This is a genomic window from Tunturibacter psychrotolerans (assembly GCF_040359615.1).
GTDB classification, from domain to species: Bacteria; Acidobacteriota; Terriglobia; order Terriglobales; family Acidobacteriaceae; genus Edaphobacter; species Edaphobacter psychrotolerans.
This window is the reverse complement of the sequence record NZ_CP132942.1, coordinates 882732-905291: the sequence shown is the minus strand read 5'-3', so window position 1 is coordinate 905291 and position 22560 is coordinate 882732. Positions and strand designations below refer to the sequence as shown.

At 58.0% G+C, this 22560-nt stretch carries 20 protein-coding genes; 8 read left to right on the top strand and 12 right to left on the bottom strand.

The genetic code is table 11. From position 1 onward, the window contains the following. Positions 1-6 precede the first annotated feature (6 nt). The gene (locus RBB77_RS03630; RefSeq protein ID WP_353064819.1) at positions 7-1692 is read left to right on the top strand and encodes a M28 family peptidase; all 1686 of its coding nucleotides are present in this window, start codon (positions 7-9) and stop codon (positions 1690-1692) included. A 94-nt stretch (positions 1693-1786) separates the two neighbouring features. Next, a complete protein-coding gene (locus tag RBB77_RS03625) occupies positions 1787-2209 on the top strand; it encodes an OsmC family protein (protein ID WP_353064818.1) in 423 nt (140 codons plus the stop codon). Positions 2210-2288: 79 nt separating this feature from the next. On the opposite strand, the gene RBB77_RS03620 is transcribed toward RBB77_RS03625, so the two are convergent. The 3 genes from RBB77_RS03620 to RBB77_RS03610 all read right to left on the bottom strand — a co-directional run bounded on the left by RBB77_RS03620 (position 2289) and on the right by RBB77_RS03610 (position 5270). After that, positions 2289-3506 carry a DUF1624 domain-containing protein gene (locus RBB77_RS03620; RefSeq protein WP_353064817.1) on the bottom strand — a complete coding sequence of 406 codons (1218 nt, stop codon included), beginning with the start codon at positions 3504-3506 and terminating at the stop codon, positions 2289-2291. A 45-nt stretch (positions 3507-3551) separates the two neighbouring features. Further along, the gene (locus RBB77_RS03615) at positions 3552-4478 is read right to left on the bottom strand and encodes a cation diffusion facilitator family transporter (RefSeq protein ID WP_353064816.1); all 927 of its coding nucleotides are present in this window, start codon (positions 4476-4478) and stop codon (positions 3552-3554) included. A gap of 267 nt (positions 4479-4745) precedes the next feature. Next, positions 4746-5270 carry a hypothetical protein gene (locus RBB77_RS03610; RefSeq protein ID WP_353064815.1) on the bottom strand — a complete coding sequence of 175 codons (525 nt, stop codon included), beginning with the start codon at positions 5268-5270 and terminating at the stop codon, positions 4746-4748. Between the two features lie 140 nt (positions 5271-5410). Between RBB77_RS03610 and hslV the strand changes: the two genes are divergently transcribed. From hslV to RBB77_RS03590, 4 genes are all read left to right on the top strand, one after another. Then, positions 5411-6067: an ATP-dependent protease subunit HslV gene (gene hslV, locus RBB77_RS03605; protein ID WP_434557097.1), complete on the top strand. Its 657-nt coding sequence runs from the start codon at positions 5411-5413 to the stop codon at positions 6065-6067. Positions 6068-6130: 63 nt separating this feature from the next. Then, the gene (hslU, locus tag RBB77_RS03600; protein ID WP_353064814.1) at positions 6131-7729 is read left to right on the top strand and encodes an ATP-dependent protease ATPase subunit HslU; all 1599 of its coding nucleotides are present in this window, start codon (positions 6131-6133) and stop codon (positions 7727-7729) included. A 312-nt stretch (positions 7730-8041) separates the two neighbouring features. Further along, positions 8042-9034 (top strand): hypothetical protein, encoded by a 993-nt coding sequence (locus RBB77_RS03595; protein WP_353064813.1) that lies wholly within the window; start codon positions 8042-8044, stop codon positions 9032-9034. Positions 9035-9785: 751 nt separating this feature from the next. Then, positions 9786-11114: a GGDEF domain-containing protein gene (locus RBB77_RS03590; protein ID WP_353064812.1), complete on the top strand. Its 1329-nt coding sequence runs from the start codon at positions 9786-9788 to the stop codon at positions 11112-11114. 195 nt (positions 11115-11309) lie between these two features. Here RBB77_RS03590 and RBB77_RS03585 read toward each other — a convergent pair whose 3' ends face one another. The 3 genes from RBB77_RS03585 to RBB77_RS03575 all read right to left on the bottom strand — a co-directional run bounded on the left by RBB77_RS03585 (position 11310) and on the right by RBB77_RS03575 (position 14505). After that, positions 11310-12308, bottom strand: a complete 999-nt coding sequence (locus RBB77_RS03585) for a transaldolase (RefSeq protein WP_353064811.1) — start codon at positions 12306-12308, stop codon at positions 11310-11312. A gap of 77 nt (positions 12309-12385) precedes the next feature. After that, a complete protein-coding gene (locus tag RBB77_RS03580) occupies positions 12386-13234 on the bottom strand; it encodes a fumarylacetoacetate hydrolase family protein (protein ID WP_353064810.1) in 849 nt (282 codons plus the stop codon). An 8-nt stretch (positions 13235-13242) separates the two neighbouring features. Further along, positions 13243-14505, bottom strand: a complete 1263-nt coding sequence (locus RBB77_RS03575; protein WP_353064809.1) for a fibronectin type III domain-containing protein — start codon at positions 14503-14505, stop codon at positions 13243-13245. 147 nt (positions 14506-14652) lie between these two features. Between RBB77_RS03575 and RBB77_RS03570 the strand changes: the two genes are divergently transcribed. Beyond that, positions 14653-15480, top strand: coding sequence for a helix-turn-helix domain-containing protein (locus tag RBB77_RS03570; protein WP_353064808.1), 828 nt, complete (start codon positions 14653-14655; stop codon positions 15478-15480). Between the two features lie 42 nt (positions 15481-15522). Here RBB77_RS03570 and RBB77_RS03565 read toward each other — a convergent pair whose 3' ends face one another. The 4 genes from RBB77_RS03565 to RBB77_RS03550 all read right to left on the bottom strand — a co-directional run bounded on the left by RBB77_RS03565 (position 15523) and on the right by RBB77_RS03550 (position 20594). Next, positions 15523-16623, bottom strand: a complete 1101-nt coding sequence (locus tag RBB77_RS03565; RefSeq protein ID WP_353064807.1) for an A/G-specific adenine glycosylase — start codon at positions 16621-16623, stop codon at positions 15523-15525. A gap of 187 nt (positions 16624-16810) precedes the next feature. Then, complete coding sequence (locus RBB77_RS03560; RefSeq protein WP_353064806.1) at positions 16811-17482, bottom strand: YdeI/OmpD-associated family protein; 672 nt, start codon at positions 17480-17482, stop codon at positions 16811-16813. Between the two features lie 5 nt (positions 17483-17487). Next, a complete protein-coding gene (locus tag RBB77_RS03555) occupies positions 17488-19251 on the bottom strand; it encodes a L,D-transpeptidase family protein (RefSeq protein WP_353064805.1) in 1764 nt (587 codons plus the stop codon). Between the two features lie 140 nt (positions 19252-19391). Then, a complete protein-coding gene (locus tag RBB77_RS03550) occupies positions 19392-20594 on the bottom strand; it encodes a hypothetical protein (RefSeq protein ID WP_353064804.1) in 1203 nt (400 codons plus the stop codon). A 147-nt stretch (positions 20595-20741) separates the two neighbouring features. Here RBB77_RS03550 and RBB77_RS03545 point away from each other — a divergent pair, with 147 nt between their 5' ends. Then, the gene (locus RBB77_RS03545; RefSeq protein WP_353064803.1) at positions 20742-21179 is read left to right on the top strand and encodes a DUF2251 domain-containing protein; all 438 of its coding nucleotides are present in this window, start codon (positions 20742-20744) and stop codon (positions 21177-21179) included. An 18-nt stretch (positions 21180-21197) separates the two neighbouring features. On the opposite strand, the gene RBB77_RS03540 is transcribed toward RBB77_RS03545, so the two are convergent. Both RBB77_RS03540 and RBB77_RS03535 read right to left on the bottom strand, forming a co-directional pair. Beyond that, the gene (locus tag RBB77_RS03540; protein ID WP_353064802.1) at positions 21198-21704 is read right to left on the bottom strand and encodes a 5' nucleotidase, NT5C type; all 507 of its coding nucleotides are present in this window, start codon (positions 21702-21704) and stop codon (positions 21198-21200) included. Positions 21705-21754: 50 nt separating this feature from the next. Then, positions 21755-22534, bottom strand: a complete 780-nt coding sequence (locus RBB77_RS03535) for a zinc ribbon domain-containing protein (protein WP_353064801.1) — start codon at positions 22532-22534, stop codon at positions 21755-21757. Positions 22535-22560 lie beyond the last annotated feature (26 nt).

Below are 22560 nucleotides of genomic sequence, written 5' to 3'. Positions count from 1 at the left end.
AGTTTGATGAAGATTCGTTTTGGTGTCGCTGTGGTTGCCTCGGTTTTCTGCCTTTCTGGAGCGCTGATGGCGCAGTCGATTCCGCCTGCGGTGAAGGCGGCGGAGGCGTCGATTGACGGCGAGAAGATTCGTGCGCAGGTGAGATTTCTTGCGGATGATCTACTGGAGGGTCGCGGCCCTGGGCTGCGGGGGAGCGAGATTGCGGCGAAGTACCTTGCGACGCAGTTTGCGCTGTATGGGCTGAAGCCGGGCGGAGACAACGGAACGTATCTGCAGCAGATCAACTTTGTCGGTACGAAGGTGATTGCGGAGAAGACGACGATGTCGCTGATTCCGAAGAAGCCTGCGGGGAATTCGATTGATCTGTATTCGATCGACCTGAAGTATGCGGACGACTACACGGTGAGCAATCGTGTATTGACGCCGAGTGTGGATGTTGACGCTCCGATTGTGTTTGTTGGGTACGGCGTGGATGCGCCGGAGTTTCAGTGGAACGACTATGCGGGCGTGGATGTGAAGGGGAAGGTGATTCTGTGCATCGTGGGCGATCCACCTTCGACTGATCCGAATTTCTTTGGCGGCGACGCGCTGACCTACTACGGGCGCTGGACGTACAAGTTTGAAGAGGCGGCGCGGAAAGGTGCGGTGGGCGCGCTGATTATTCATCGCACGGACCTGGCGAGCTATGGCTGGGATGTGGTGAAGAATTCGAATACGAGTGAGAAGACTTATCTGCGGGATGATAAGAATCCGCAGCTTGAGGCGGCTAGCTGGATTCAGTTGGATGTGGCGAAGAAGATCTTTGCGTCGAGTGGACTGGATGCGGACGCGGAGATAATTGCGGCTGGGAAGCGCGGGTTCAAGGCGGTGGAGTTGCCGGTGCGGTTGAAAGCGCATATTGAGAGCACGGTGCGGTCGTTCCAGTCGCCGAATGTGGTGGGAATTTTGCCGGGGGCGAACGCAGGTGGCAAAGATCAGGCTGTGATGTATACGGCTCACTACGATCATCTGGGATTTGTGCCGGGGATGGCTGGGGACAATATTTATAACGGCGCTGCGGATAACGGCACCGGCTGCGGAATGTTGTTGGAGATGGCGCGAGCGTGGGCACAGTCGGGCGTGAAGCTGCCGCACTCGATCATCTTTGCTTCGGTGACGGCGGAGGAGCAGGGGCTGTTGGGGTCGGAATATTTGGGGCAGCATCCGCCGATTCCTGCGGGGCAGATTGCGCTGGATATTAATTACGACATGATTCTGCCCATTGGCGTTCCTCTGGAGACAAATGTGAACGGCGCGCAGAGGACTACGTTCTATCCGACGGTGGAGGCTACGGCGAAGAGATTTAATCTTGCGATTGTGCCGGACCCGCGGCCTTCGGCGGGGAGCTACTACCGGTCAGATCACTTCAGCTTGTCGCGCGTCGGGATTCCGGCGTTCTCGATTGAGACGGGGAATCTTTATGAAGGGCATGATGCAGCGTGGGGACACAAGCAGCATGAGGATTTCACGGAGCATGACTATCACAACTTCAGCGACAACTTCCATGAGGATTGGGACTTCAGCGGGAACGCGAAGCTCGATCGCTTTGGGATGGAGCTGGGCTGGGAGGCTTTGAGCGCGCCGACGATTATCCAGTGGAAGGCTAAGGATGAGTTCGAAGCGGCTCGGAAGGCTAGCCAGGGAACCAGATAAGAGCGGCCGATATTTTCAAGGTCCTTTGGTGTGGGCGCCGCATCGAAGGAGGTACTGTTGATAGGCAACAGCTAAGAACAAAAGGAGAAATACGATGGATCGCACTGGCAGCGCAGTATGGCACGGCAAGATTATGGATGGCACTGGCACGATTTCAACCCAGAGCGGCACGCTGAAGGAGACCCAGTACAGCTTCAAGACGCGCTTCGCCGACGGTGTGGGTACGAATCCCGAAGAGCTGATCGCGGCGGCGCACGCGGGGTGCTTCACGATGGCGCTCAGCGGACAGCTTACTGAGGCCGGATTTACTCCCGACACGATTGAGACGACTGCGGTGCTGACCCTCGATGTTCATGGCGCGCCTACGATCACCAAGATTCACCTGACCACGAAGGCGAAGATTCCTGGCATCGATAAGGCGAAGTTCGATGAGCTGGCGCACAATGCTGAGGTTGGCTGCCCGGTGTCGAAGGTGCTGAAGGCTGCGACGATTACGTTGGACGCGACTTTGGTCTAATCGGCGACACGGTTCTGAGTTTCCAAAGAAAGGCACGGGCGATTGTCTCGTGCCTTTTTCTTGCGGAGCTGACGGTGGCTTACAGGTAGCTGAGCCACCAGTCGCGACGGCGGTCTTTGAGTCTGGCGAACCATGCGCACGCCGGGTAGAGCACCAGGACGACGCTGATCCATACAGCGTAGACGACGGGTAGAGAGTAGCCCCAGTTCTTGAAGTGGCTGGTGAAGATGACATAGGGCGCGGTCCAAAACTGCCAGTCCGGTCGAATGGAGGCAGCTACGGCGAGCGCCAGCGAGTGCAACAGGAAGATATGCACGATGTAGAAGAAGAATGGAACTCGGCCGTAGACGTCGAGGAACGCGCGGATACGTTCTGCTCGAGCGTGCTCGACGGCATAATCGGCGAGGGAGAATAACAGGAAGACCACGCCGAGAGTGGAGAGCAGATAGTGAAGCGACGGTGGATATTTTTCTACCGAGAAGAAGGACATCAAGGTATTGGTTGGGGTGTCGAGGTGCTGCCACCCGAGGCCCGGGTCGCCGTAACTGTGGGTAAGACGCAGCACTGCAAATAAGCCGAGAAGAGCCATGCCTAAGAGAGCGGAGAGTCGCTGGCGGCGTTCCGGAGTCTGCACGAAGAGAGGGCCGAGACAGAAGCCAAGAGCCATGACTCCTACCCAGGGCAGGATCGGATAACCATACAGGATGATGGGGTGGCCGTTCAGCGTAAGAAACCCGCGCTGATGGAGGATGTACCAGGCGTCCGCCCAGTTTCCGAGTGCCTGGGCGTGGATGCCGTCGAGCAGGTTGTGGCCGAAGATAACGACGGCAGCGAAGACACCGACGATTGAGAGAGGCAGCCACTGCAGACCGGCGAGGACGATCATCGCGACACCGATAACCCAGATGACCTGGAGGATGGGCGCGCCGAAGTGGAACGACCAGCCCACGCTGACGACAGTGGCCTCAAGAAAGATGAGCCATAAACCGCGAGTGATCAGAAAGCGTGTGAGTGTAGCGGCGCTTTTGCGCTGGCGCTGCAAGTACACGCTGGTGCCCGCTAGAAGAAGGAACCCAGGTGCGCAGATATGGGTGATCCAACGAGTGATGAAGAGGGCCGGCCAGGAATGAACGGGATCAGTTGGATCGATGGCAACGCTTGAGAAGTAGTCTCGCGCATGGTCGAGCGCCATAATGACCATCAGTAAACCGCGCAGGATATCGATCGACTCTATGCGGTAGCTGCGACCCGTGAGCTGACGACGTAAAGGTGTTTCAGTAGCAACAACTGCCTGCACTGACTGCCTCCAAAATGATGTGTCATACCATCACCGCGTCTAGAGCTAGTGGGTGTGGTCGTGGTCGTGCCCGTGGCTATGTCCGTGTGCCCCAACTTCTTCGAGCTCCGGCGGGGCTGCGCAACCATGGGTGGTCTCGCAGTCGGTGATCTCAAATTGGATGGTGGTGTGAGTGATTTGGAAGCGGTCACGCAAGGCACATTTGATATCCGACAAGATATTGCCGCACTCGGACATCGGCATTTCGGCGATTGTGACGTGGCTGGCGAGCGCATGAGACTTCGAGCCGAGACTCCAGACGTGGAGATCGTGCACGTTGAGAACGCCATTGACGGAGGCCATGGCCTGACGAATCTCGCCGAGTTGCAGGTTGCGCGGCGTGCCTTCCAGCAGGATATTCAGCGTCTCGCGAATGATGCCGACCGAACTCCAGAGAATCATTGCGGCGATGAGGATGGAGAGAACGGGATCGATCCATGACATGCCGGTGAAGAAGATGGCTGCGCCGCCTGCGATGACCGCAGCGGTGGAGAGCGTGTCTCCGAGCATGTGGAGGAAGACGCTGCGGATGTTGACGTCGCCGGACGATTTCCAGAGCAGCGCGGCGACCGTGCCGTTCATCAAAACGCCCGCCGCGGCGACGTACATCATCAGCTTGGGCTGCACTGCGACCGGCTCGCTGAAGCGATGGATCGCGGAGATCGCAATCCATACCGCGAGCACGATGAGGGTGGCGGCGTTGACGAATGCGGCCAGCACGCCGGCTCGCTGGTAGCCGAAGGTCTTCTGGTCGGTGGCCGGGCGAGCTTGAAAGTAGACGGCTACAAACGAGAGCACGATGGCAAGCAGGTCGCTGACGTTATGGCCGGCTTCAGAGATCAGGGCCAGGGAATGAGCGCGCAGACCGAAGTAGAAGGTCGCTCCGACATACGCCAGCGTGAGCACCATCGAGAGCTGCAAAACACGCTGCATCTTGCTATTCGGAGTGGCGACCATGTGCATGAGATTAAGTGTAGTCTGCGCGGGGGTTAGGTTCAATCGACAAGAGTTACGCCACTATTGCGGACAGATACCCGCTACGCGCGGAGCGGTCACTTCGTGACTTGTATACCCCTTCGGTTGGCGCTCCCTTTGGTCGGGATCAAGAATCTTTTGCCGACCATCGGGAGGCCCGGGCGAAGCCGGTATACACGTCACGAAGTGACCGCCGCCCTCGCAGGGCAAATAAGCCGGTACAGCCTAAATCGGGTCGCGGAGCTCGTCTTCGTCCGAGGGATAGGGCACGGGGGCGCGTGCTCCGAGGCGCAGACCGCTCCAAGTCTCTGCTACGACGATGCTGTTCGCAGGATTTTGCGGGGCATAGCGGACCTGGATAGGGAGATCGGTGCGTACGCCATGCACCAGTTCAGGAAGCATGGTGACGTCCTGGGCGCACTCGTACGTTACACCGGCGATGCGGTAGACGTAGACGATCATCTCCGGCGTCATAGGACCCTGGCGGACTGGCTCCGGATCGTCTGCGAGGTCAAGCGCGGGTTTCCGAACCTCGGCGATCATCGTGTCCATGATGGTTCCGTCTGTGATGCGCCCGGTTCGTGCCAGCAGCTCACGACGCTCTCGCTCCAGCTCTTCGGCCGAGGGTTTGCGACGGGTGAGAGCGTAGGTGGTCACACCGATTGCTGCCGCCGTCGTTGCACCAATGGCGATGAGGACTCGCGGCGAACGGAGGGTGAGCGGCAGATGGGTTGTAATCAGCGAAAACACAGTCTCTGCCAAAAAGCATAGACCATGGCAAGACGATCGTCAGCGAGAAGGTGCTGTATCAGTACACAACTTTCCGGGTATGGAACGGGAAGCGACTTTGAAGGGACCGGGTCGCTTGCACGATATACTGGGGGTTGCCCATGAAGCCAGCCTCTTCTTCCAGCTCCAAGTCGCCTGTTGTCGTGAAACAAGCCTCCACTCTTCCGTCCGGCCTTGCCCATCCTCTGGATCTGGGCGAAGGGCGACGAATTCGCTCGACTACCGTGATCTGCGTGCGCCGGGGCGACTCTGTCGTGATGGCGGCTGACGGACAGGTGTCGCTGGGAGCCACGATTATGAAGGGAACGGCGAAGAAGATACGCCGTCTCTATCAGGATAAGGTTCTTGCGGGATTTGCGGGATCGACGGCGGATGCGTTTTCGCTGTTTGCGCGGTTCGAGGGGAAGCTGGAGCAGTATGCCGGCAACCTGGGACGCGCGGCGGTGGAGTTAGCCAAGGACTGGCGTACCGATAAGATGCTGCGGCAGTTAGAGGCGCTTTTGATTGTGGCGGATCCGAAGTACACGTTTCTGATCTCGGGTACCGGCGACGTGATCGATCCGGACGAGGGGATTGCGACGATCGGGTCGGGCGGCAGCTTTGCGCTGGCCAGCGCCAGGGCTCTGATGGAAAACACAGATTTAAGCGCCCGTGAGATTGCGGTGAAGAGTCTAAAGATCGCGGGCCAGATCTGCGTTTACACCAACGACCAGATGACCGTGGAAGAGCTGAAGACCGAACCACCAGCGAACCAGTAGCGTCGATCGTTCGTAGAACCCTAAAGTTTCGTCGCAGCGATATGCGACCAGGAGTACGGCAACATGGCAATTTTTTTACCCGGAGCAGCAGAAGATCAGGCGCTTGCGCTCGATGAGATGACGCCGCGAGAGATTGTCGCGGAGCTTGATAAATACGTGGTTGGACAACATGCGGCCAAGCGGGCGGTGGCGATTGCGCTGCGCAACCGTATGCGAAGGCAGAAGCTTTCGCCTGAGCTGGCTGACGAGATCATGCCGAAGAACATCATCATGATCGGGCCGACGGGCGTAGGTAAGACGGAGATTGCGCGGCGACTGGCGAAGCTGACGAACTCGCCGTTTCTGAAGGTTGAAGCCTCGAAGTTTACCGAGGTGGGTTATGTAGGGCGCGATGTGGAGTCGATTGTGCGAGACCTGGTGGAGATCGCGATCGACATGGTTCGCGAAGAGAAGATGGAAGAGGTGGAGGACAAGGCAGAGCTTGCGGCTGAGGATCGGCTGATCGATCTACTGCTGCCTCCGACGCCGTCTGCGACGCCTGCAACCGCTGCAACTGCGGCGGCAGCCACGCACGAGCCTGGGAGCAACGTGATTCAGCTTCCTACTGCTGCTTCGGTGGATGACAACGAGGAGAAGCCGGGAGACCGCGAGCACAGGACGAGGGAGAAGCTGCGGCAGCAGTTTCGCGAGGGCAAGCTGGATGAGCGCACGGTGGAGCTGGATGTGCGCGACCGCAATCAGCCTAGTTTTGAGGTCATCTCCAACCAGGGTTCGGAGGAGATGGATATCAACCTGAAGGACATGCTGCCGGGCCTGTTTGGACAGCGCACGAAGAAGCGCAAGATGAAGGTTGTCGAGGCGTTCGACTACCTGGTGCAGGAGGAGGAGAACAGGCTGATCGATATGGATCAGGTGACTCGGCTTGCGGTGGAGCGCGTGGAAGATTCGGGGATTGTGTTTCTGGATGAGATCGACAAGATTGCTGGTCGTGAAGGTGGCCATGGGCCGGATGTTTCGCGCGAGGGTGTGCAGCGAGATATTCTGCCGATCGTTGAAGGGACTACGGTTAACACCAAATACGGGATGGTTTCGACCGATCACATTCTGTTTATTGCGGCTGGAGCTTTTCATGTTTCGAAGCCGAGCGATCTGATTCCGGAGTTGCAGGGGCGTTTTCCGATTCGCGTTGAGCTGAATTCGTTGACGGTGAATGACTTTATTCGCATTTTGACGGAGCCGAAGTCGTCGTTGGTGAAGCAATCTGTGGCGCTGTTGGAGACGGAAGGCCTGAAGCTGGAGTTTACGAAAGAAGCGATTGCAGAGATGGCGCAGTTCGCCTTCAAAGTGAACGAAACCACGGAGAATATTGGCGCTCGCAGGCTGCATACGATTCTTGAACGCGTTCTGGACGAGATCAGCTTCCAGGCGCCTGATCTGTTTAAGAGTCCCAGAGCGGAGATTACGGAAGAGGGTGTCGTGGGCGAGGTTCCTGTCTCGGCTTCTCTCACGTCAGAGGCGCAGGTGCCATCGCCTCCACTGCCCGTGATTGAAAGGCAGACCGCGACAGGCGTGGAGAAGGTCGTCGTGGTGGACCCTGAGTATGTGCGGCAGCAGGTCGCTTCGATCGTGAAGGATCAGGACCTTTCGCGGTATATTTTGTAGCTCTCTCGTCCTGGCGAGTGAGCGAAGAGGCTGGCGTGAATGTGCGCCAGCTTTTTCATTTAATCTTTGTTTGTCGTGGGCGCATCGAGACAACAAAACTTTTACAAATGTTTTTTGGATTCGCTTTTGGTGGGTTTTCAACGATGAGAGCGGATTTTCCGCTGTTTTGAGAGCGTTGTGTCTCGGTCTGGTCATACGTGGGTCATCGACAGCAACTTATTGAACCACATGGGGTTCAATGGTCTGACACACTTCAAGACCTCTGTGACGTTTACTGTTCTGTCACATCTAATTGGACAGAGGTTTTATGAAATGCCAAGGCTAACTTCACTTCTCTCCCTTGCCCTGGCGACTCTGTTTGTGCCGGCTTTTGGACAGCAGCCCGGCGCGAACCCAGCCCGCCCAGGAACTCTCAATTATGTAGAAGGTCAGGCTTCGATTGATGGCCAACAGGTTACGGCGCGCTCCGTAGGTCGGGCCGAGGTGGAACCGGGACAGTATTTGGCGACCGCGGACGGTAAAGCGGAGATGTTGTTGACGCCGGGCATCTTTCTGAGACTGGATAAGAACAGCACGGTGAAGATGATACGGCCAGACCTGACTCACACCGAGGTTTCGGTTGAGCGCGGACGTGCAGAGGTAGAGGCCGACCAGCTCTACCCACAGAACAGGATCCTGATCGATCAGAAGGGCGGTCAGACGCAGATTCTGAAGAATGGCCTGTACGAATTCAATGCAGATGCGAATACGGTGCGGGCCTTCGACGGCAAGGCTGCGGTTTATACCGGCAATGATCTCCAAAGCAATGTGAAGCCGATCGAAGTGAAGGGCGGACACCAGCTTGCACTGACGGGCGAGCGCGTAAAGCCTGTTGGCTTTGACAAGGACCGCACGCAGGATGATCTCTATCGCTGGAGTCAACTGCGCTCGCAGTACCTTGGCGAGGCGAATGTCGATCTGGCAGCGGAGTATGCGGGATATGGGCCTGCCTATGGCTACGGCGGATTCGCGCCGGGCTGGGCATGGGATCCCTATCTGTATGGATACGACTGGCTGCCTGTTGGCGGACCGTTCTTCAGTCCTTTCGGCTTCGGCTTTTACTCTCCCTATTACCTTTATGGCGGCGGCTTCGTCTATGGCCGAGGCTTCTATGGGCGTGGCTATGGGTATCGCGGAGGGTATGGATTCCACGGCGCTACCGGCGGCTACCGTGCGGCGTCATTTGCAGGCGCGGGCTCTCATGGAGGCGGCTTTCAAGGTGGCGGCGGCTTTCACGGTGGTGGAGGAGGCGGAGGTCACCGGTAATGCAGGGTAGCGAATAGAGCGCAAAAGGCTGGCGGTCGTAACGATCACCAGCCTTTTTCTGTACCTCACACCAGCAATCGGGAGTGCGCGAAAAAATAGCCGTGCAAGGAAACGCAACATTTCGCAGTTTTGGGCGTCGATATCGGCAAACGAATTTGTCGTGTAACGGTTTACTCGCGATGTTCACTAACCATTGGGCATTACAACCCTTCACCCGATTTCGCTGTCCTATTCGGGCGTCCATGAAAATTGCGTGTTTGATTGAAGCGTTTGAATGAGTGAAGTGCATGCTGGAGTTGGTTTGAGATAGCGGTGTAGTGTATTTTTATGTTTGATTTCCTCTGAAATACCGGATAATTGTGCAGCAAACGACGTCTGAATGCTGTTGGACCGACAAGCTAACACGGGCCCCGCGCAACAAGTTCAGCTAGTTTGAAATACCCGGCGGGCGGGTTGAGGTATGTGAGTCTGTAGATTTTTCTGCCGTCTTCAGAAACTTCGAAGCAGCAGTTGCCCATCGCAGCAGAGCGCTGCAGAGTTCTCATTGTGGGTTGTACTTCGTCATAATTTTCTCAGTTCATAAAAAAGTTAATTTTGCCATCGCGCTGATGGTGCCTGGTGGGCTATGGTTCAGATTCAGGTTTCAGGACTTTAAGGTGATGGCACTCGTTCTGTCACAGAGTGGTAACAAACGCATCCCGCGAGGCCTCGGGTTGAGGTCAAATCCAAGTGCGACGATGCCTGGGTCCCGATGAACTTTTCGTTTCTTCCCGATCTTCTGGCGTTGATGATCCTGATCTTTATTCTGGTGTTGCTGCGGCGACGGCATCCCCAGGAGCGCGCAGACCTGTGGCTGCTGGGCCTGTTTTTTACGCTGGTGGAAGCGGTTGCGCATACGTTTTATGCACAGAACGGACCGCCGCAGAAGATTCTGCACATGATCGTGATGGACTGTTACCTGCTGACGGGAATGATCTTCGTGTGGGCTGCGGGAGTTCACCCTGTCTCGAAGGCTTCGCGGCTGTTGTATCTTTCGCTGAACGGCCTGCCGCTGCTAGCGCTATGCACGGTGTATGGTTTGCATCAGAACCGGGGGATCGTTTTCTTCCCGTGCATGGCTGCGGGAATGGTAATTGGCGTTTCGACGTCGCTCTATCTGCGCCGCAGCTGGATATCTGCTGTGTTGCATGTGTGCGGGTGGATGGCGATGGGGTATTTGATCCATATCTCCGACTACAGGGCGGCAGTGTATTGGAGCCTGTGCTGTGTGTATGCGACTGCGGCGGTGAACTTTCAGAGGCGGCTGCCGGCAGGAAGCACGGGCAGGATGGCAATTGTGACGGGCTTCACGATCTGGTCGTTGTGCCTGCTGCTGCATCCGTGGATCGTGCAATATCGCGAGTACGCGGATATCGCGTCACACATTTGGAATATGCAGAAGTCGCTGATCTCGATCGGCATGATTCTGGTGATGCTGGAAGAGCAGGTATCGAGCAATGAGTGGCTGGCGCTACATGACGAGTTGACCGGATTACCGAACCGGCGTCTGTTTGCAGACCGGCTGACCACGGCGATGGAACGCGCGAACCGAACACGCACGCGGCTGGCGCTGATTATCCTAGACCTGAACGGCTTCAAAAAGATCAACGACACGATGGGACACCAGGCGGGTGATCAGGTGCTGCGTGAGGTTTCGATGCATCTGCGCAAGGGAGTGCGGGCGTCCGATACGTTGGCGCGGCTGGGTGGGGATGAGTTCGTAATCGTGGCGGCAGATGTAGAACGAGAGCAGTCTCTCGATCACTTTATGGAGGCCGTGCAGCGAGCGCTGGACCGCTCAATATTGGTAGAAGGCAGGCCGATGGTGGTGACCGCGAGCATGGGCATGGCTATGTACCCGGAGGACGCGCAGGACGCGATTAGGCTGCTGCGTGTGGCGGACCAGAGGATGTATGCGCTGAAGCAGAGGTCAGGGGTTCAGTCGGTGAAGAGTGCGCAGGGGCTGACGGCCGCGGCCGTCGATTCGCAGATGGCAGCGGTTGCGAGCGGCAGCGATAGGGTGCTAGGTGTGGCGAGGTGAAAAAAGGGCGGAGACTTGAAGGTCTCTGCCCTTTTTGTAACTGACTTTGTGACGATTTGATTCGTGGTGTTCGCCAACGAGATGGGCTACGGCCACGCCACGTAGAGTTGGCCGACAATAAATTTCGTTGCAACGCAACTCGGCGGCCTTTTCTTAGCAGGCCGCCGAGTGGAAAAGCATTGGTTTTGCTGAAGACTAGCGTGCTGCTGTGGCAGGTTCGCCGATTTCGCTGAGACGCTTTTCGAGAAGCACTTCGAGGTCGACGATGGCCTTGGAGAAGCCGTCGATGCCTTCCTTCAGCTTGTCGGTGGCCATGCGGTCTTCTGCATGCATCTTGTCGAAGGTGGCTTTGTCCATGGGGATCTTCTTGATGTCCAGGCTCTGCGCTTTGGCGGGATCGAGCTTGCGTGGCAGCGTACCCTCGGTCTTTGCAAGCTCGTCAAGCAGCTTCGGTGCGATGGTGAGAAGGTCGCAGCCGGCGAGCTCAGTGATCTCACCGATGTTGCGGAAGCTCGCGCCCATGACGACAGTCTTGTAGCCAAATTTCTTGTAGTAGTTGTAGACGGTGGTGACGGAGTGAACGCCGGGGTCGTCGGCAGGAGCGTAGTCCTTGCCGGTGTCTTTCTTGTACCAGTCGAGAATGCGTCCGACGAAGGGCGAGATAAGGGTGGCCTTGGCTTCTGCCGCAGCGACGGCCTGATGAAGACCGAAGAGCAACGTCATGTTGCAGTGGATGCCTTCCTTCTCGAGGATCTCAGCAGCACGGATTCCCTCCCAGGTGGAGGCAAGCTTGATCAGGACACGGTCGCGCGAGATGCCGGCCTTGTCATAGAGAGCGATGATGGCGTGGGCCTCGTCAATGGACTTCTGAGTGTCGTAGGAGAGGCGGGCGTCGACCTCAGTGGAGACGCGGCCGGGGACGATGTCGAGAATCTTGAGACCGAAGGCGACTTCGAGAGGGCGGAAGGAGGCTGCAGCGACTTCTTTGTCCGAGACGTTGGCGCCTGCTTCTTTGCGCACCTTCTTGAGCACGTCATCGACGACGGCCTGGTATTCCGCTTTCTCGGCGGCTGCGGCGATCAGCGATGGGTTCGTGGTCGCATCCTGTGGGCGGAACTGCTGGATGGCGTTAAAGTCTCCGCTGTCGGAGACGACGGTGGTGTAACCACGAAGCTGTTCTAGTAACGATGCCATAGTGTTCTCCTTCGCTGTTCTTCATGATTTTATCAAGCTCTTAGGTATTGCGCTGTTTCCTAGATGCGCGGCGGATGTTAACTGGCGGCAAATTGATTTTCGAGCACGCCCAAGCTGTCTATTTCCACTTGGATGCGATCACCCGGCTGAACGGCTCCTACTCCCGCGGGAGTTCCTGTGGGGATGAGGTCGCCCGGCTCGAGAGTCATCGTGGCAGTGATGTAGCGGAGGAGCTCGGCGATGGGGAAGATGAGGTCGCGGGTGGAACCCTGCTGTTTGACGACGCCATTAAGTCGCGTGGTGACCGTGACGGGAGAGCCGGCTGTGTCTCCGAATCCGCAAGGATCGATCTCGTCTGAGACGATGGGGCCGACGGGGCAGAAGGTGTCAAAGCCCTTACCACGGGTCCATTGGCCGTCGGACTTTTGGATGTCACGGGCGGTAACGTCGTTGACGCAGACGTAGCCGCGAATATAGGGGCGGACGTCTTCGTCGGGGCCGATCCTGTAACAGCGGCGGCCGATGACGATGCCGAGTTCCCCTTCGTAATCAACACGGTTGGAGATGGCAGGCATGCGGATGGTGCCTTTGGGGCCGAGCAGCGACGAGGGTGGTTTGAGAAAGAGGAGGGGTTCGGAGGGGACCTCGTTGCCCAGCTCGGCGGCGTGATCGCGGTAGTTGCGGCCGACACAGAGGATCTTGGAAGGCGTGACCGGAGGGAGGAGGTGCAGGTCATCGAGTGGCGTTGGCTCGAACTCGACCGCCAGAGTGGGGATGGGGACACCGCCAAGGATACGGGAGTTCAGATCTTCCTGCGGGGCCTGCATGGGAAGTGTGGCCCAGAGGGCTCCGTTGCGCTTTTCCACCAGGGCATAACGAGGGAGAAAGGTTCCGTTTTCAGACGACAGATACTTGCAGTAACGCATGTGTTTTTTTATTGCTCCCTTAATGTTTCCTGCACGTCGGCGCTTGGAGCGCTCTCGTTCCCTGAGGCATCGACCGCGGTGACGCGATAGGCGTAGCGATGACCGGGAACGGCTGTTTGATCGCGGTAGGCAGGACCGACGATCGGGGTTGAGTTCAGGCGTGTCGCTGATCCCGCAACTTGGCCCGCTGAAGTAACTTCCTGACGATACACACTATATCCTGCGAGGTCCGCATCAATGTCAGGGGTCCATGAAAGATCGATGGAGCGATCAGACGGCGTCGCACCACCGGGTACGGCCTCAAGCCCGGTGGGAACTCCGGGCGGGAAGGTGTCGAGCATGGTGACGGTCACCGGCGAGGAGAGGTCGCTACGGAGTTCGAGCTTATGGCCCTCAAGGGAGATATCGCGAAGCCGCCGGGCGGTGTAGCGGTAGCTTTCGCCCTTCTGTGCGGTCCGGTCGACGGTACCACCTGCATCGACCACCTCTTTCGGCGTCTCAAGTTTCACCTCGTCGGGAGTCTTCGACGACGTCATTGCCACCGCTTGTGATTTTGCCGGGGTGGCCTTTGCGGAGGTAGACGTCGAAGGAGGCGAGGCTTTTCTGAGTTTGCTTCGAGACGTGGGCTTCGATGCGGTGGAAGAGGCGGCATTGACGGGACCGGGAGCTACAGCAGTACTGGCCGACGTGGCCAAAAAGCGGTCAAGTTGCACCGGCGAGGTGGTGTCTTTCTGCTGCCACTCGAGCTGAACACCTTCGCGGGTTGAGGTCGCGTGGAGCTGCTCGACGGAGGGAGGGGCCGCGCCCGCGGCAGCGAAGGCTTCTGCGGAAGGGCCCGCCGTCCGGCCGTGCGCGTTGAAGAGCTGGACCCGGTAAGCCAGAAGGGAGGCAGGATCCAAGGTCAGGGAGGAAGGAAGGGTCTCTTCCGCATGGCTCGGTCCGCTCGAGACCGGGAGGCGCGTAACTTCAGTGCAGGCTGGGGTTGAGGCCGCCGGTTGCGAGATTGGAGTAGTGACTCGGCAGATCTCTGCCGTCATTGCACCCTTGATCGCGAGGTGATCGGTGGTCTTCTCCGGGGTCGTCCAATGAAGCGTGACCTGGTTCCCGGTGCGGTCCGCGGTGAGGTCGCGTACGACCTCAGGCAGATTGAGCGAGGGAGCGTGCGGCGGTCCGGGGCTGGCACAGCCTGCAAGAAATGCAATTGGTAGCGCTCCGGCACCTAAGGTTAGCCATCGACGGGTCCGGGGATGGCAAATGGGCAAAAACTTCATTGGTCTGTGACCATCATAGGGCAGAGATCAGTTCGGAGAGAGATCAGACCACCGCTGGGAAAAAAATCGGCATCCAATCCAAAAAGTAAGGTCACCCGTACATCTTTTGATCGGATTTCAACGTCTGTTGGCCTAGCGAATAAACCTATGAACAAAACTTCCTCATCCTCGATTTTGACAACTGCTGAGACCTCCGCTCCGCCCGATACGTTTATTCCTGGGGGGAGAGCGAACTCCGCAGTCGACGTTCGACATCTTCAAGTAGATGGAGAGGCCGCTGAGTCCTTCATCGCTGAAAAGAGAATCGGCGAACGCATCAAATACCTGCGACTGAAGAAGTCGATGGGGCTGGTGGAACTGGGTCGCCATACCGGCCTCTCGGCCAGTTTTCTGTCGCAGCTGGAGACCGGTCGCGTGGTGCCGACGCTGCGTAACCTTGCGCGTATCGCGATGGTCTTCTCCAAGGACCTCAGTTATTTTTTCGACCCGGAGCCGCAGACTCTGTTCCGCGTGCATCGCCGCGACGAGCGGGTACGCCTGCCGCAGACCGGCGCAGACGACCCCGCCTATTTCTTCGAGAGCCTGGGGTATCTGGTTCCCGACCGTCAGCTCGATCCTTATTTTGCGGAGTTCCTACCCGAAAAGGAGGGCCGTTCACCGCGAGCTCACCAGCATGTCGGCTGCGAGTTTCTCTATCTGCTCTCGGGGTCGCTCGACGTTCGGCACGGCGAGATGACGCATCACGTAGAGGCTGGGGATGCGGTTTACTTCGACGCGAACACGATCCACAGCTACCTGTGCACCGGCAAGACACCTGCCACGGCGGTGATCGTGACACTGCAGCATCCGCTGTTGATGCAGCTAGGCAGCGGAAGCAAGCAAGTGAATGGGACTAATGGAAAAGTTCGCAGTGTTCCGGCTGCGATCCTGCCACAGGCAACCGCCGCGAAAAAGCTGTCTTCGCAGATGCACTGAGTCCGTCGCGATTCTCGAAGTTTTGAGCGAGTCCTGCTCGCGCTATGGTTGGTGTGCAGGCAGCTTCGGCAGGTCTACCTTCATGACGTCAAGGCGCTGAAGCGCTTTACGTGCCAATCCCGTAAGAGGCAACGAACCGAGCCGGTGGGTGAGCACCCAGTGAAGGTCGCTCTTTGAAGCAGGAACAGCGCGACGAAGACCACGGTCCTGGGGTCCGCTGGCGGCGTAGACTTGCACGTAATAGTTCGTATTCGTGATGGCATGGCGGAGGCGCAACAGCGGCTCTCGTCCTTGAACGGCGTCCTGCGGCAGTGGGGGCAGCTCGTACATGCCCGGCATCAGGCTGATATCGTCGGCGCGAAGCTGCAACAGAACCTCGGTGAGGGTGCCGCGCTTGCGCAGGCTGAGCAGATAGGCCGCAGGGCGACTAAGCTGCGCTGATCGTGGCAGAGTGAGATGCTCGCCTCGTGTCTTGCACATTCCATACACAGGGCATTGCAAACAGAGTGGCGCATGCGGGAGACAGATCGTCGCGCCAAGTTCCATCATGGCCTGATTGTGGTCGCCGGCAGCGTTGGTCTTGTCACCCTTGCGCCGGTTGGGCACAAGTGCGGACGCCTGCTTCTGAACGAAGGCCCGGCCGGCTGCATCCTTTTGTTCCGGACGCCCCGTAAGACGCAACAACACCCGCTCCACGTTGCCGTCGACTACGGCGATGCTCTCTCCGAAAGCGATGCTGGCAATGGCCGCGCTGGTGTACTCGCCGATGCCGGGTAGGGTACGCAACTCCGCGGCTGTGCTGGGCAGAACACCGCCGCGCTCCTGGGTGAGGAACTGCGCAGCCTTGTGGAGCATACGCGCCCGGCGATAGTAGCCAAGGCCTGACCACATGGCGAGAACTTCGGCCTCGGGTGCGAGGGCCAGAGCAAGAATCGTGGGGAAGCGCCGGAGGAAGCCATTGTAGTGTGTGACGACAGCGGCGACGCGGGTCTGCTGCAGCATAACCTCAGAGAGCCACGTGCGATAGGGATCACTGACGTTCCGCCAGGGGAGCTCCCGTGCGTGGCTGCGGTACCAGGTGATCAATCTTCGCCGGAAGAGAGGAGCGTCGAGTGTTGCACTTCTCGGAGCAGCGCGCTCCATTCGATCTTCGTTGGGTGTTACTGGCCTGGGTAGGGAAGACATCGCAGCAAGTCTATAGCCTCGCGAATCGGTAGACAGTGAAAAATTGCAAAGCGGACGTTACGGTCGATAGGGCGCTGCGGGGTGCGAGAGCGCAAACGCGCAAACGCGAATTTCCGGCGACGGGAGACGCGACCGGCGTTCGTCTTCAACAGTTCTGATACTTCCAGTTACGTTGCTTCCCCTCGGCGATCCATTCAACCGCAGTCGCTATGCGCTTTTCGCGTGTCTCCTGGCGTTTTGCGTCGGCGATCCAATCGACATATTCGCGTTTGGCGCTTGGGCTGAACGCGGCAAAGACTTTCGCAGCTCTTTTGTCTTTCTTGAGAGCAGCGAGGAGCTCCGAGGGTGGTTCGACGACAGCCTTCGGAGCCTTTACCACCTTGTGCCTGGCTGCGATGGGGCTGGTGTATTCGCCATGATCGATGAAGGCTGCGGCCTGGCGGATCAGGCTGAGCATCTGCTTGTTGGAGGGCAAATCCTTGATGTTGGTGATGCGGCCGAGCGAACCCATGCCGCCCTCCTGAACTACGCCAGCCTCGCGCAGCACCGCGCCGATCTCTTCGCCCCAGAAGCCGAAGCTGCAATGCTCGTTGAAGGCCGATATATTGCACAGAATCGCGCCGCGGTATTCGAAGAAGGGGCGGCTCCATTTAATAGTTTCTTCGACTTCGGGGCAGCCTTTGTGAACAAGCTCGCGTAGATACTCCATGATCGGCAGCGCGAAGGGGCGCATTCTCGCGAAATACGCGTCAACTTTGGGATTGAAGTTTGCAGCTGGCATCCGCTTGAACTCCTGTATCAGGACAGCAGTGTACATTGCTTCTAAACCGTGTCGCCCTCCTTGGTCTTCGGCACGATGGGCTGGGGCTTGATCGGGTAGGGTGGGCCTTTGGAGAAGACCTTCTGCATCTCGGAGTCGTAGCCGTAGATGTCGTCGAAGAAGTGGACCTCTGCGCCGTCCTCAACGATAGCCGTCAAGTAGAAGATCACGATCGGCAGTGGAGTTTTGAGGCTGACGGTCTTGTTGTCCGGGCCGCTGTTCATCGCCTCCTGCACCTTTTCGAGATCCCAGTCGCCCTGTCCCTGCAACACCCACGCGGCGAGGTCGGCGGGCTTCTGCACTCGGATGCAACCATGGCTGAAGTCGCGTCGAGTCTGATCGAAAAGAGAGACAGCCGGCGTGGAGTGCAGATAGATGTCGTACTGATTGGGGAAGATGAATTTAACCAGGCCGAGTGAGTTCTTCGGGCCAGGCTTCTCGCGCACCATCACAGCACCTTGTGCGACCTGTTTGGCGGTGTAGTCGGTTTGGAGAATGCCCTTGTTGTTGGTCACCTCGAAGTTCTTGCTCGCAAGATAGCCGTGGCTGGCCTCCATGTGCGGCACCAGTTCTTTGCGCGCGATGTCGACCGGAACACTCCAGTAAGGCCGGAAGACAAGGTACTTCATCATGTGCGTGAATACGGGCGTTTCGTGCTGCCCCATCACCTTGCCTACGACAACGCGCATGGTGAAGTCGAGCTTGTGATCGGGATCAAAGCCGCGTAGCACGAACTCAGGAAGATTCACCATCAACCGCGCATGCAGGTATGGCTCGGGGAGCCAGCGCCAGCGTTCGAGCGAATCCTGCAATTGCGCCACGCGAAAGTCCATCGGTACGTTAAGCGATTGGATCGTCTGCGGCGTAAGCTTGCCATCTTCGGTGAAGCCGTGGCGATGCTGATAGTGCTTTACCGCATCAGACAACGAGGAGTCGAACGTCGTCGTGTTCGGAGAAGACAGTGTGGCGCCGGCCTCCGCATCGCCTTCGAGTTGGAGTCTCGCGAGAAGAGCAGGCAGCGCCGCGTAACTCCCACCCACCGAGATTGCCTTCGGAACTGTTGGCAGTGGGTCAGCATGCGCTTCGCCCTGCTGCTTGGCGAGATCCATGTAGTGTGCCAGCGCGGCTTCGGTCTGGCGGTACTGATCAGAGTCAGGCTCGACGCCGGCTATGAGTTTCGGCACATCGGTAGCGTCGACGGCGTTGTCAGAGACGAACTCCGCAAGGTCGTACTTCTTGTCTTGAACGGGAATCTCGAAGTTGAAACGCGACGGATTGACGCGGCCGATGCGCAGATCGGAGATATAACGCATGACGTTCACCGTCATGGCTACGTCGAAGAGCGAGATCGCGTCGTCGGACTTGCTGTTGAGCGCCTGAACGCGATCAGCCCAGCGTGGGGCGTCGTAGTCTTCAGGAATCAGGCCCTTCGATGCGGCGTCCTGAAAGGCCTGAATAAAGCCCTTCGCGGAGGCGGTTGGTGCGCCGTCACGGGTCCATGCCACCTCGTAGTTACGATCGTCGTAGAAGGTAGCCACGATGGTTTGGTAGTCGGAGAAGTTGGGCCAACGCAGATTTGGGACCTTGGTGGTATCGACCTTCTCGGGCGGCAGTACTTTTTTCTCGACCATCTCATGCAGCTTGTCCGCGTACGCCGTCGTATTGGGCTGAGACTTGGACTTGCGATGGCGGTGGCATCCGCTCACAAGCAGCAAAACGATAAGGGCAGACATGGTACCGGCGGAGCGAAGAGAGACTTTGATCATTACGGACGGGACCATCCTTCAGGACACAACAATTTTATGAGCGTGCCGACCTATTATGCGGTATTTCTTGAAAATTCGGCGTAAATCTCCGCGACTAGGACATTGGCAACCCAGATACAGTTGCCCGTACGCGTATGAACCTACCGCGCAATCTCCGGCAGCAATGACAGGCAAAGAACGGCCTGCAGGAGAAGGATCGTGCCTGACAGTGCGAGGAACATCTTGCGTTGACGCATCTCGAGCACGTCTGCGAAGACCCCGCCTACAAAAGTGAATAGGAACGGAAGTGCCCAAACCCACGGCTGTGATACCGTCTGCGTGGTTAGCAGCGGGAAGAGCAGCAGAACCATGATCAGCGGTGCGGTGTTGCCGAAGTAGCGACAGCGCCGGGTGAAAACATAGAGCAGCAACGCTACAAGCGTCGCAACAACGATGGGTGCATTCGTTGTATTGAGAAAAAATCTCCGTGTGCCATCAAGCGCGAACCAGAAACGCGCTCCGCCGCCAGTGAAGACATAGCTGAAGGGCGCCACGCGGAAAGCATAAGAGGCAAAAAGAATGGCCAGAGCTCCGATAGCGGAGAAGACGAGGATCTGCATGACGTAGCTGCGCCGGCGCTGCGCCAGGTACATCATCCACACCACCGCCATCACAAAGCCGATAATTGCCGCAAGCAGATGTGCCGCCGCAGTAAGCCCCAGCGAAAGAGTAAGCAGCGCGATTCGTGGCCGCCATTTGCGTCGTGGCCCCTGCATAGCGTGAGCGACGCCCATGGCGGTGTACACCAACCCGTAGAGCCCCCACATCGCTAGGACCTCATTGTTGGGCGTGACCGCGGATCGAACAATGGCAGGGCAAAAACAGTAGAGCCCCAGGGCGAAGAATCCACCTTCATTTCCGAAAAGCCGCCGACAGACCCACCACAGGCCGCCCCCGAGCCAGATCGCAAAGAAGATGAACGGGAGATGTAGAAGGTATTTCACGCTGAAGAGTTCGTGGCGCGCCTCCCACGTCGAACCGTTGAGCGAACCCTGCGCATAGAGCCGGTTCTCAGGTTTGCGAAGTTTGTCCGCACCGAGCATCACCAGGCGCTGCACAGTCAGGGGTAACCCTGCAACGCGATAGGCAAAGGTTCCGTCGCCGTTGAGATTGCCGCAAGTGGTGAAGTAACCGGCCAGCGGCGAAGGCCGCTCCCACATCTCGCGCCCACACTCGGCATAGCGATAGTCCTGCTGCGACAGATGCTGCCGGCTCACGACCCAGAGGCACTCCGCTAGAAAAACCAGCAGGAGCAGCCCAGCCATCTGCTGCGGTCGTCCGAACTTAATGCGGGGGAGCTTCATTCCCATCGTGAGGTAGGCCGGCCTTTATCTTTCCTTTAATCTGATCTCGCATCCGGCTTTCCGGCTGCAACTGGAGTCCACTTTGTCGCTCAACTTACACGGCCGAAGACATTCAGTGGCCGCCTCTTCGAGTGTATCGTGAGAGATATGCAGTCGCTTTCTTTCACCCCTGGCCTTGCTTTTCTCTCCGTCAACTCGCCCATCGTTCCCTGGACCGTGGTCTTTGAAGATGAAGGCGTCGCTGGATATTTCTATGCGTGCGACCGATCGCAAGAGCTGCATGAACACAGCATTATGGACGCGATGCTGATCTACAACGTGGCCGCCCTGGCCAAGAGCGACGCCGAGTTGAAGCGTCCTGAGCCACAGCGTATCGCCTCGGTGGAGTGGTCACGCGACGGGCTGCAGGCGGCGCTGTATCTCGACGGAACCGCGCAGGCGCTCTTCGACTTTGAAGCCCGTTGCGGCTACTGCCGCATGGATTTTCCCAACTTCATGCCGGAGGAAGGCGATACCTGGCGCAAGTCGAGCCACGCGTGGTCCGATGCCGCCTTCCAGCGTTTTGAATCGAATCTCTACGCTTAAAAAGAGCACTCTCGACGCTCAGCCCAGAAACAGCTTCTCCACATCGAGCCAATCGTTGACGCGTTTGTAGCCCGTCACCCCGGCATTGTGGGGCGAGCTGTAGAGGATGCCTTCGCCCTGAAAGCGCCGCAGCTGCCGCGGGTTGTCGTCAATCAAATAGTCAGCGCGGAGGATGCTTTTGTCGCCGCAATAGACGATGTGCGATGCTGGGATAAACGGAAAATGCTTCGCCAGCCAGCGATACTTGGCCTGAAACGAGGTTGGAACCTCCATCGCTGCGGTCGCGATAAAGACCTCATAGTTCATGTGTAGTCGTTGCAGGACGCGCTGAGACTCAGGCATCACAGCCAGCACCTCGAAGAAGTCTTCCGAACGCAGGTACGCGTCGAGCACATCGTGACGATCGGTGGAGACTACATCCCATAGCCACTTGCCCTGAAGATCCTTGAGTGTGACATTTTCGCCGAAGTGCTTGTTGTAACGCAGCAGATGCTCGCCGAGCGCATCCGCCATCACCTCGTCCATGTCTATGCAAATTCTTTTCACCGAACCTCGAATGCTCCTTCTTCTACTTGCTAAAGAGACCGAATAATAGATGCTGCGATGCTTTCCACCGGAACCGTCTTCCGTTGCGGAGCGTCTCGCGCCGGATCGTAGTAGAGCAACCGGCCACAACTCTCGCAGGTCATCATGGTGTCGTCGTTGCTGCGGTCGCGAAGGTCGTTCCAGCGCTGCGGCCGCACCATCATCTGGCAGGCCATGCACTTCTGGTTGAGCGCCTCTGCGACTGCCGTCCCCTTCGCCTTTGCGATGCGATCATAAGTCGAGAGGGCGGTCTCGCCGACCTCCGCGCGAACCACCGTGCGCTTCTCTTCCACCGTCGCCAACAGGGTTTTGTCGAGCGCAACCGTCTCTGCCGCTCGAACACGCTCGCGCTCCAGAGTTGCCGTCGCATCAGTAACAGCTTCATCCGCGAGTTTTTTCTGCGCGTCCAAGCCCTCGCTGCGCTCCATACTCTCGATCTCAGCGTCTTCGAGCTTATTGATCTCTACCTGGGAGAAGGCAATTTCATGTTCGAACGCTGTTACCTGCACGGTCGTCGTGGCCAGATCCATATGTTTGCGCGTGCGTTCGATCTTTGCCTTTTGGTCCTTGACGTCAGATTCCTGCCGCCGCCGCAACGCCTCTTCTTTTGCGATGAGATCGACGATGACGGCACGCTGCCCCTGCGTCGCCTTCGCTTTGGTCTCGAGCGCCGTCACATGCTTCGGCAGCGCAACCATCTCGTCGCGCAGCCGCTTGGCCTCGACGTCGTGTGCCTGCAATACGATTAGCTTCTCAAGATCCGGATGCATCCCGCGGCTCCTTTCTACTCGATTCG

Coding starts and splice junctions, on each gene's coding strand:
- RBB77_RS03630 (WP_353064819.1), top strand. CDS start 7: ATGAAGATTCGTTTTGGTGTCGCTGTGGTTGCCTCGGTTTTCTGCCTT.
- RBB77_RS03625 (WP_353064818.1), top strand. CDS start 1,787: ATGGATCGCACTGGCAGCGCAGTATGGCACGGCAAGATTATGGATGGC.
- RBB77_RS03615 (WP_353064816.1), bottom strand. CDS start 4,478: ATGCAGCGTGTTTTGCAGCTCTCGATGGTGCTCACGCTGGCGTATGTC.
- hslV (WP_434557097.1), top strand. CDS start 5,411: ATGAAGCCAGCCTCTTCTTCCAGCTCCAAGTCGCCTGTTGTCGTGAAA.
- hslU (WP_353064814.1), top strand. CDS start 6,131: ATGGCAATTTTTTTACCCGGAGCAGCAGAAGATCAGGCGCTTGCGCTC.
- RBB77_RS03595 (WP_353064813.1), top strand. CDS start 8,042: ATGCCAAGGCTAACTTCACTTCTCTCCCTTGCCCTGGCGACTCTGTTT.
- RBB77_RS03590 (WP_353064812.1), top strand. CDS start 9,786: ATGAACTTTTCGTTTCTTCCCGATCTTCTGGCGTTGATGATCCTGATC.
- RBB77_RS03585 (WP_353064811.1), bottom strand. CDS start 12,308: ATGGCATCGTTACTAGAACAGCTTCGTGGTTACACCACCGTCGTCTCC.
- RBB77_RS03580 (WP_353064810.1), bottom strand. CDS start 13,234: ATGCGTTACTGCAAGTATCTGTCGTCTGAAAACGGAACCTTTCTCCCT.
- RBB77_RS03575 (WP_353064809.1), bottom strand. CDS start 14,505: ATGAAGTTTTTGCCCATTTGCCATCCCCGGACCCGTCGATGGCTAACC.
- RBB77_RS03570 (WP_353064808.1), top strand. CDS start 14,653: ATGAACAAAACTTCCTCATCCTCGATTTTGACAACTGCTGAGACCTCC.
- RBB77_RS03565 (WP_353064807.1), bottom strand. CDS start 16,623: ATGGAGCGCGCTGCTCCGAGAAGTGCAACACTCGACGCTCCTCTCTTC.
- RBB77_RS03560 (WP_353064806.1), bottom strand. CDS start 17,482: ATGTACACTGCTGTCCTGATACAGGAGTTCAAGCGGATGCCAGCTGCA.
- RBB77_RS03555 (WP_353064805.1), bottom strand. CDS start 19,251: ATGATCAAAGTCTCTCTTCGCTCCGCCGGTACCATGTCTGCCCTTATC.
- RBB77_RS03550 (WP_353064804.1), bottom strand. CDS start 20,594: ATGAAGCTCCCCCGCATTAAGTTCGGACGACCGCAGCAGATGGCTGGG.
- RBB77_RS03545 (WP_353064803.1), top strand. CDS start 20,742: ATGCAGTCGCTTTCTTTCACCCCTGGCCTTGCTTTTCTCTCCGTCAAC.
- RBB77_RS03540 (WP_353064802.1), bottom strand. CDS start 21,704: ATGGACGAGGTGATGGCGGATGCGCTCGGCGAGCATCTGCTGCGTTAC.
- RBB77_RS03535 (WP_353064801.1), bottom strand. CDS start 22,534: ATGCATCCGGATCTTGAGAAGCTAATCGTATTGCAGGCACACGACGTC.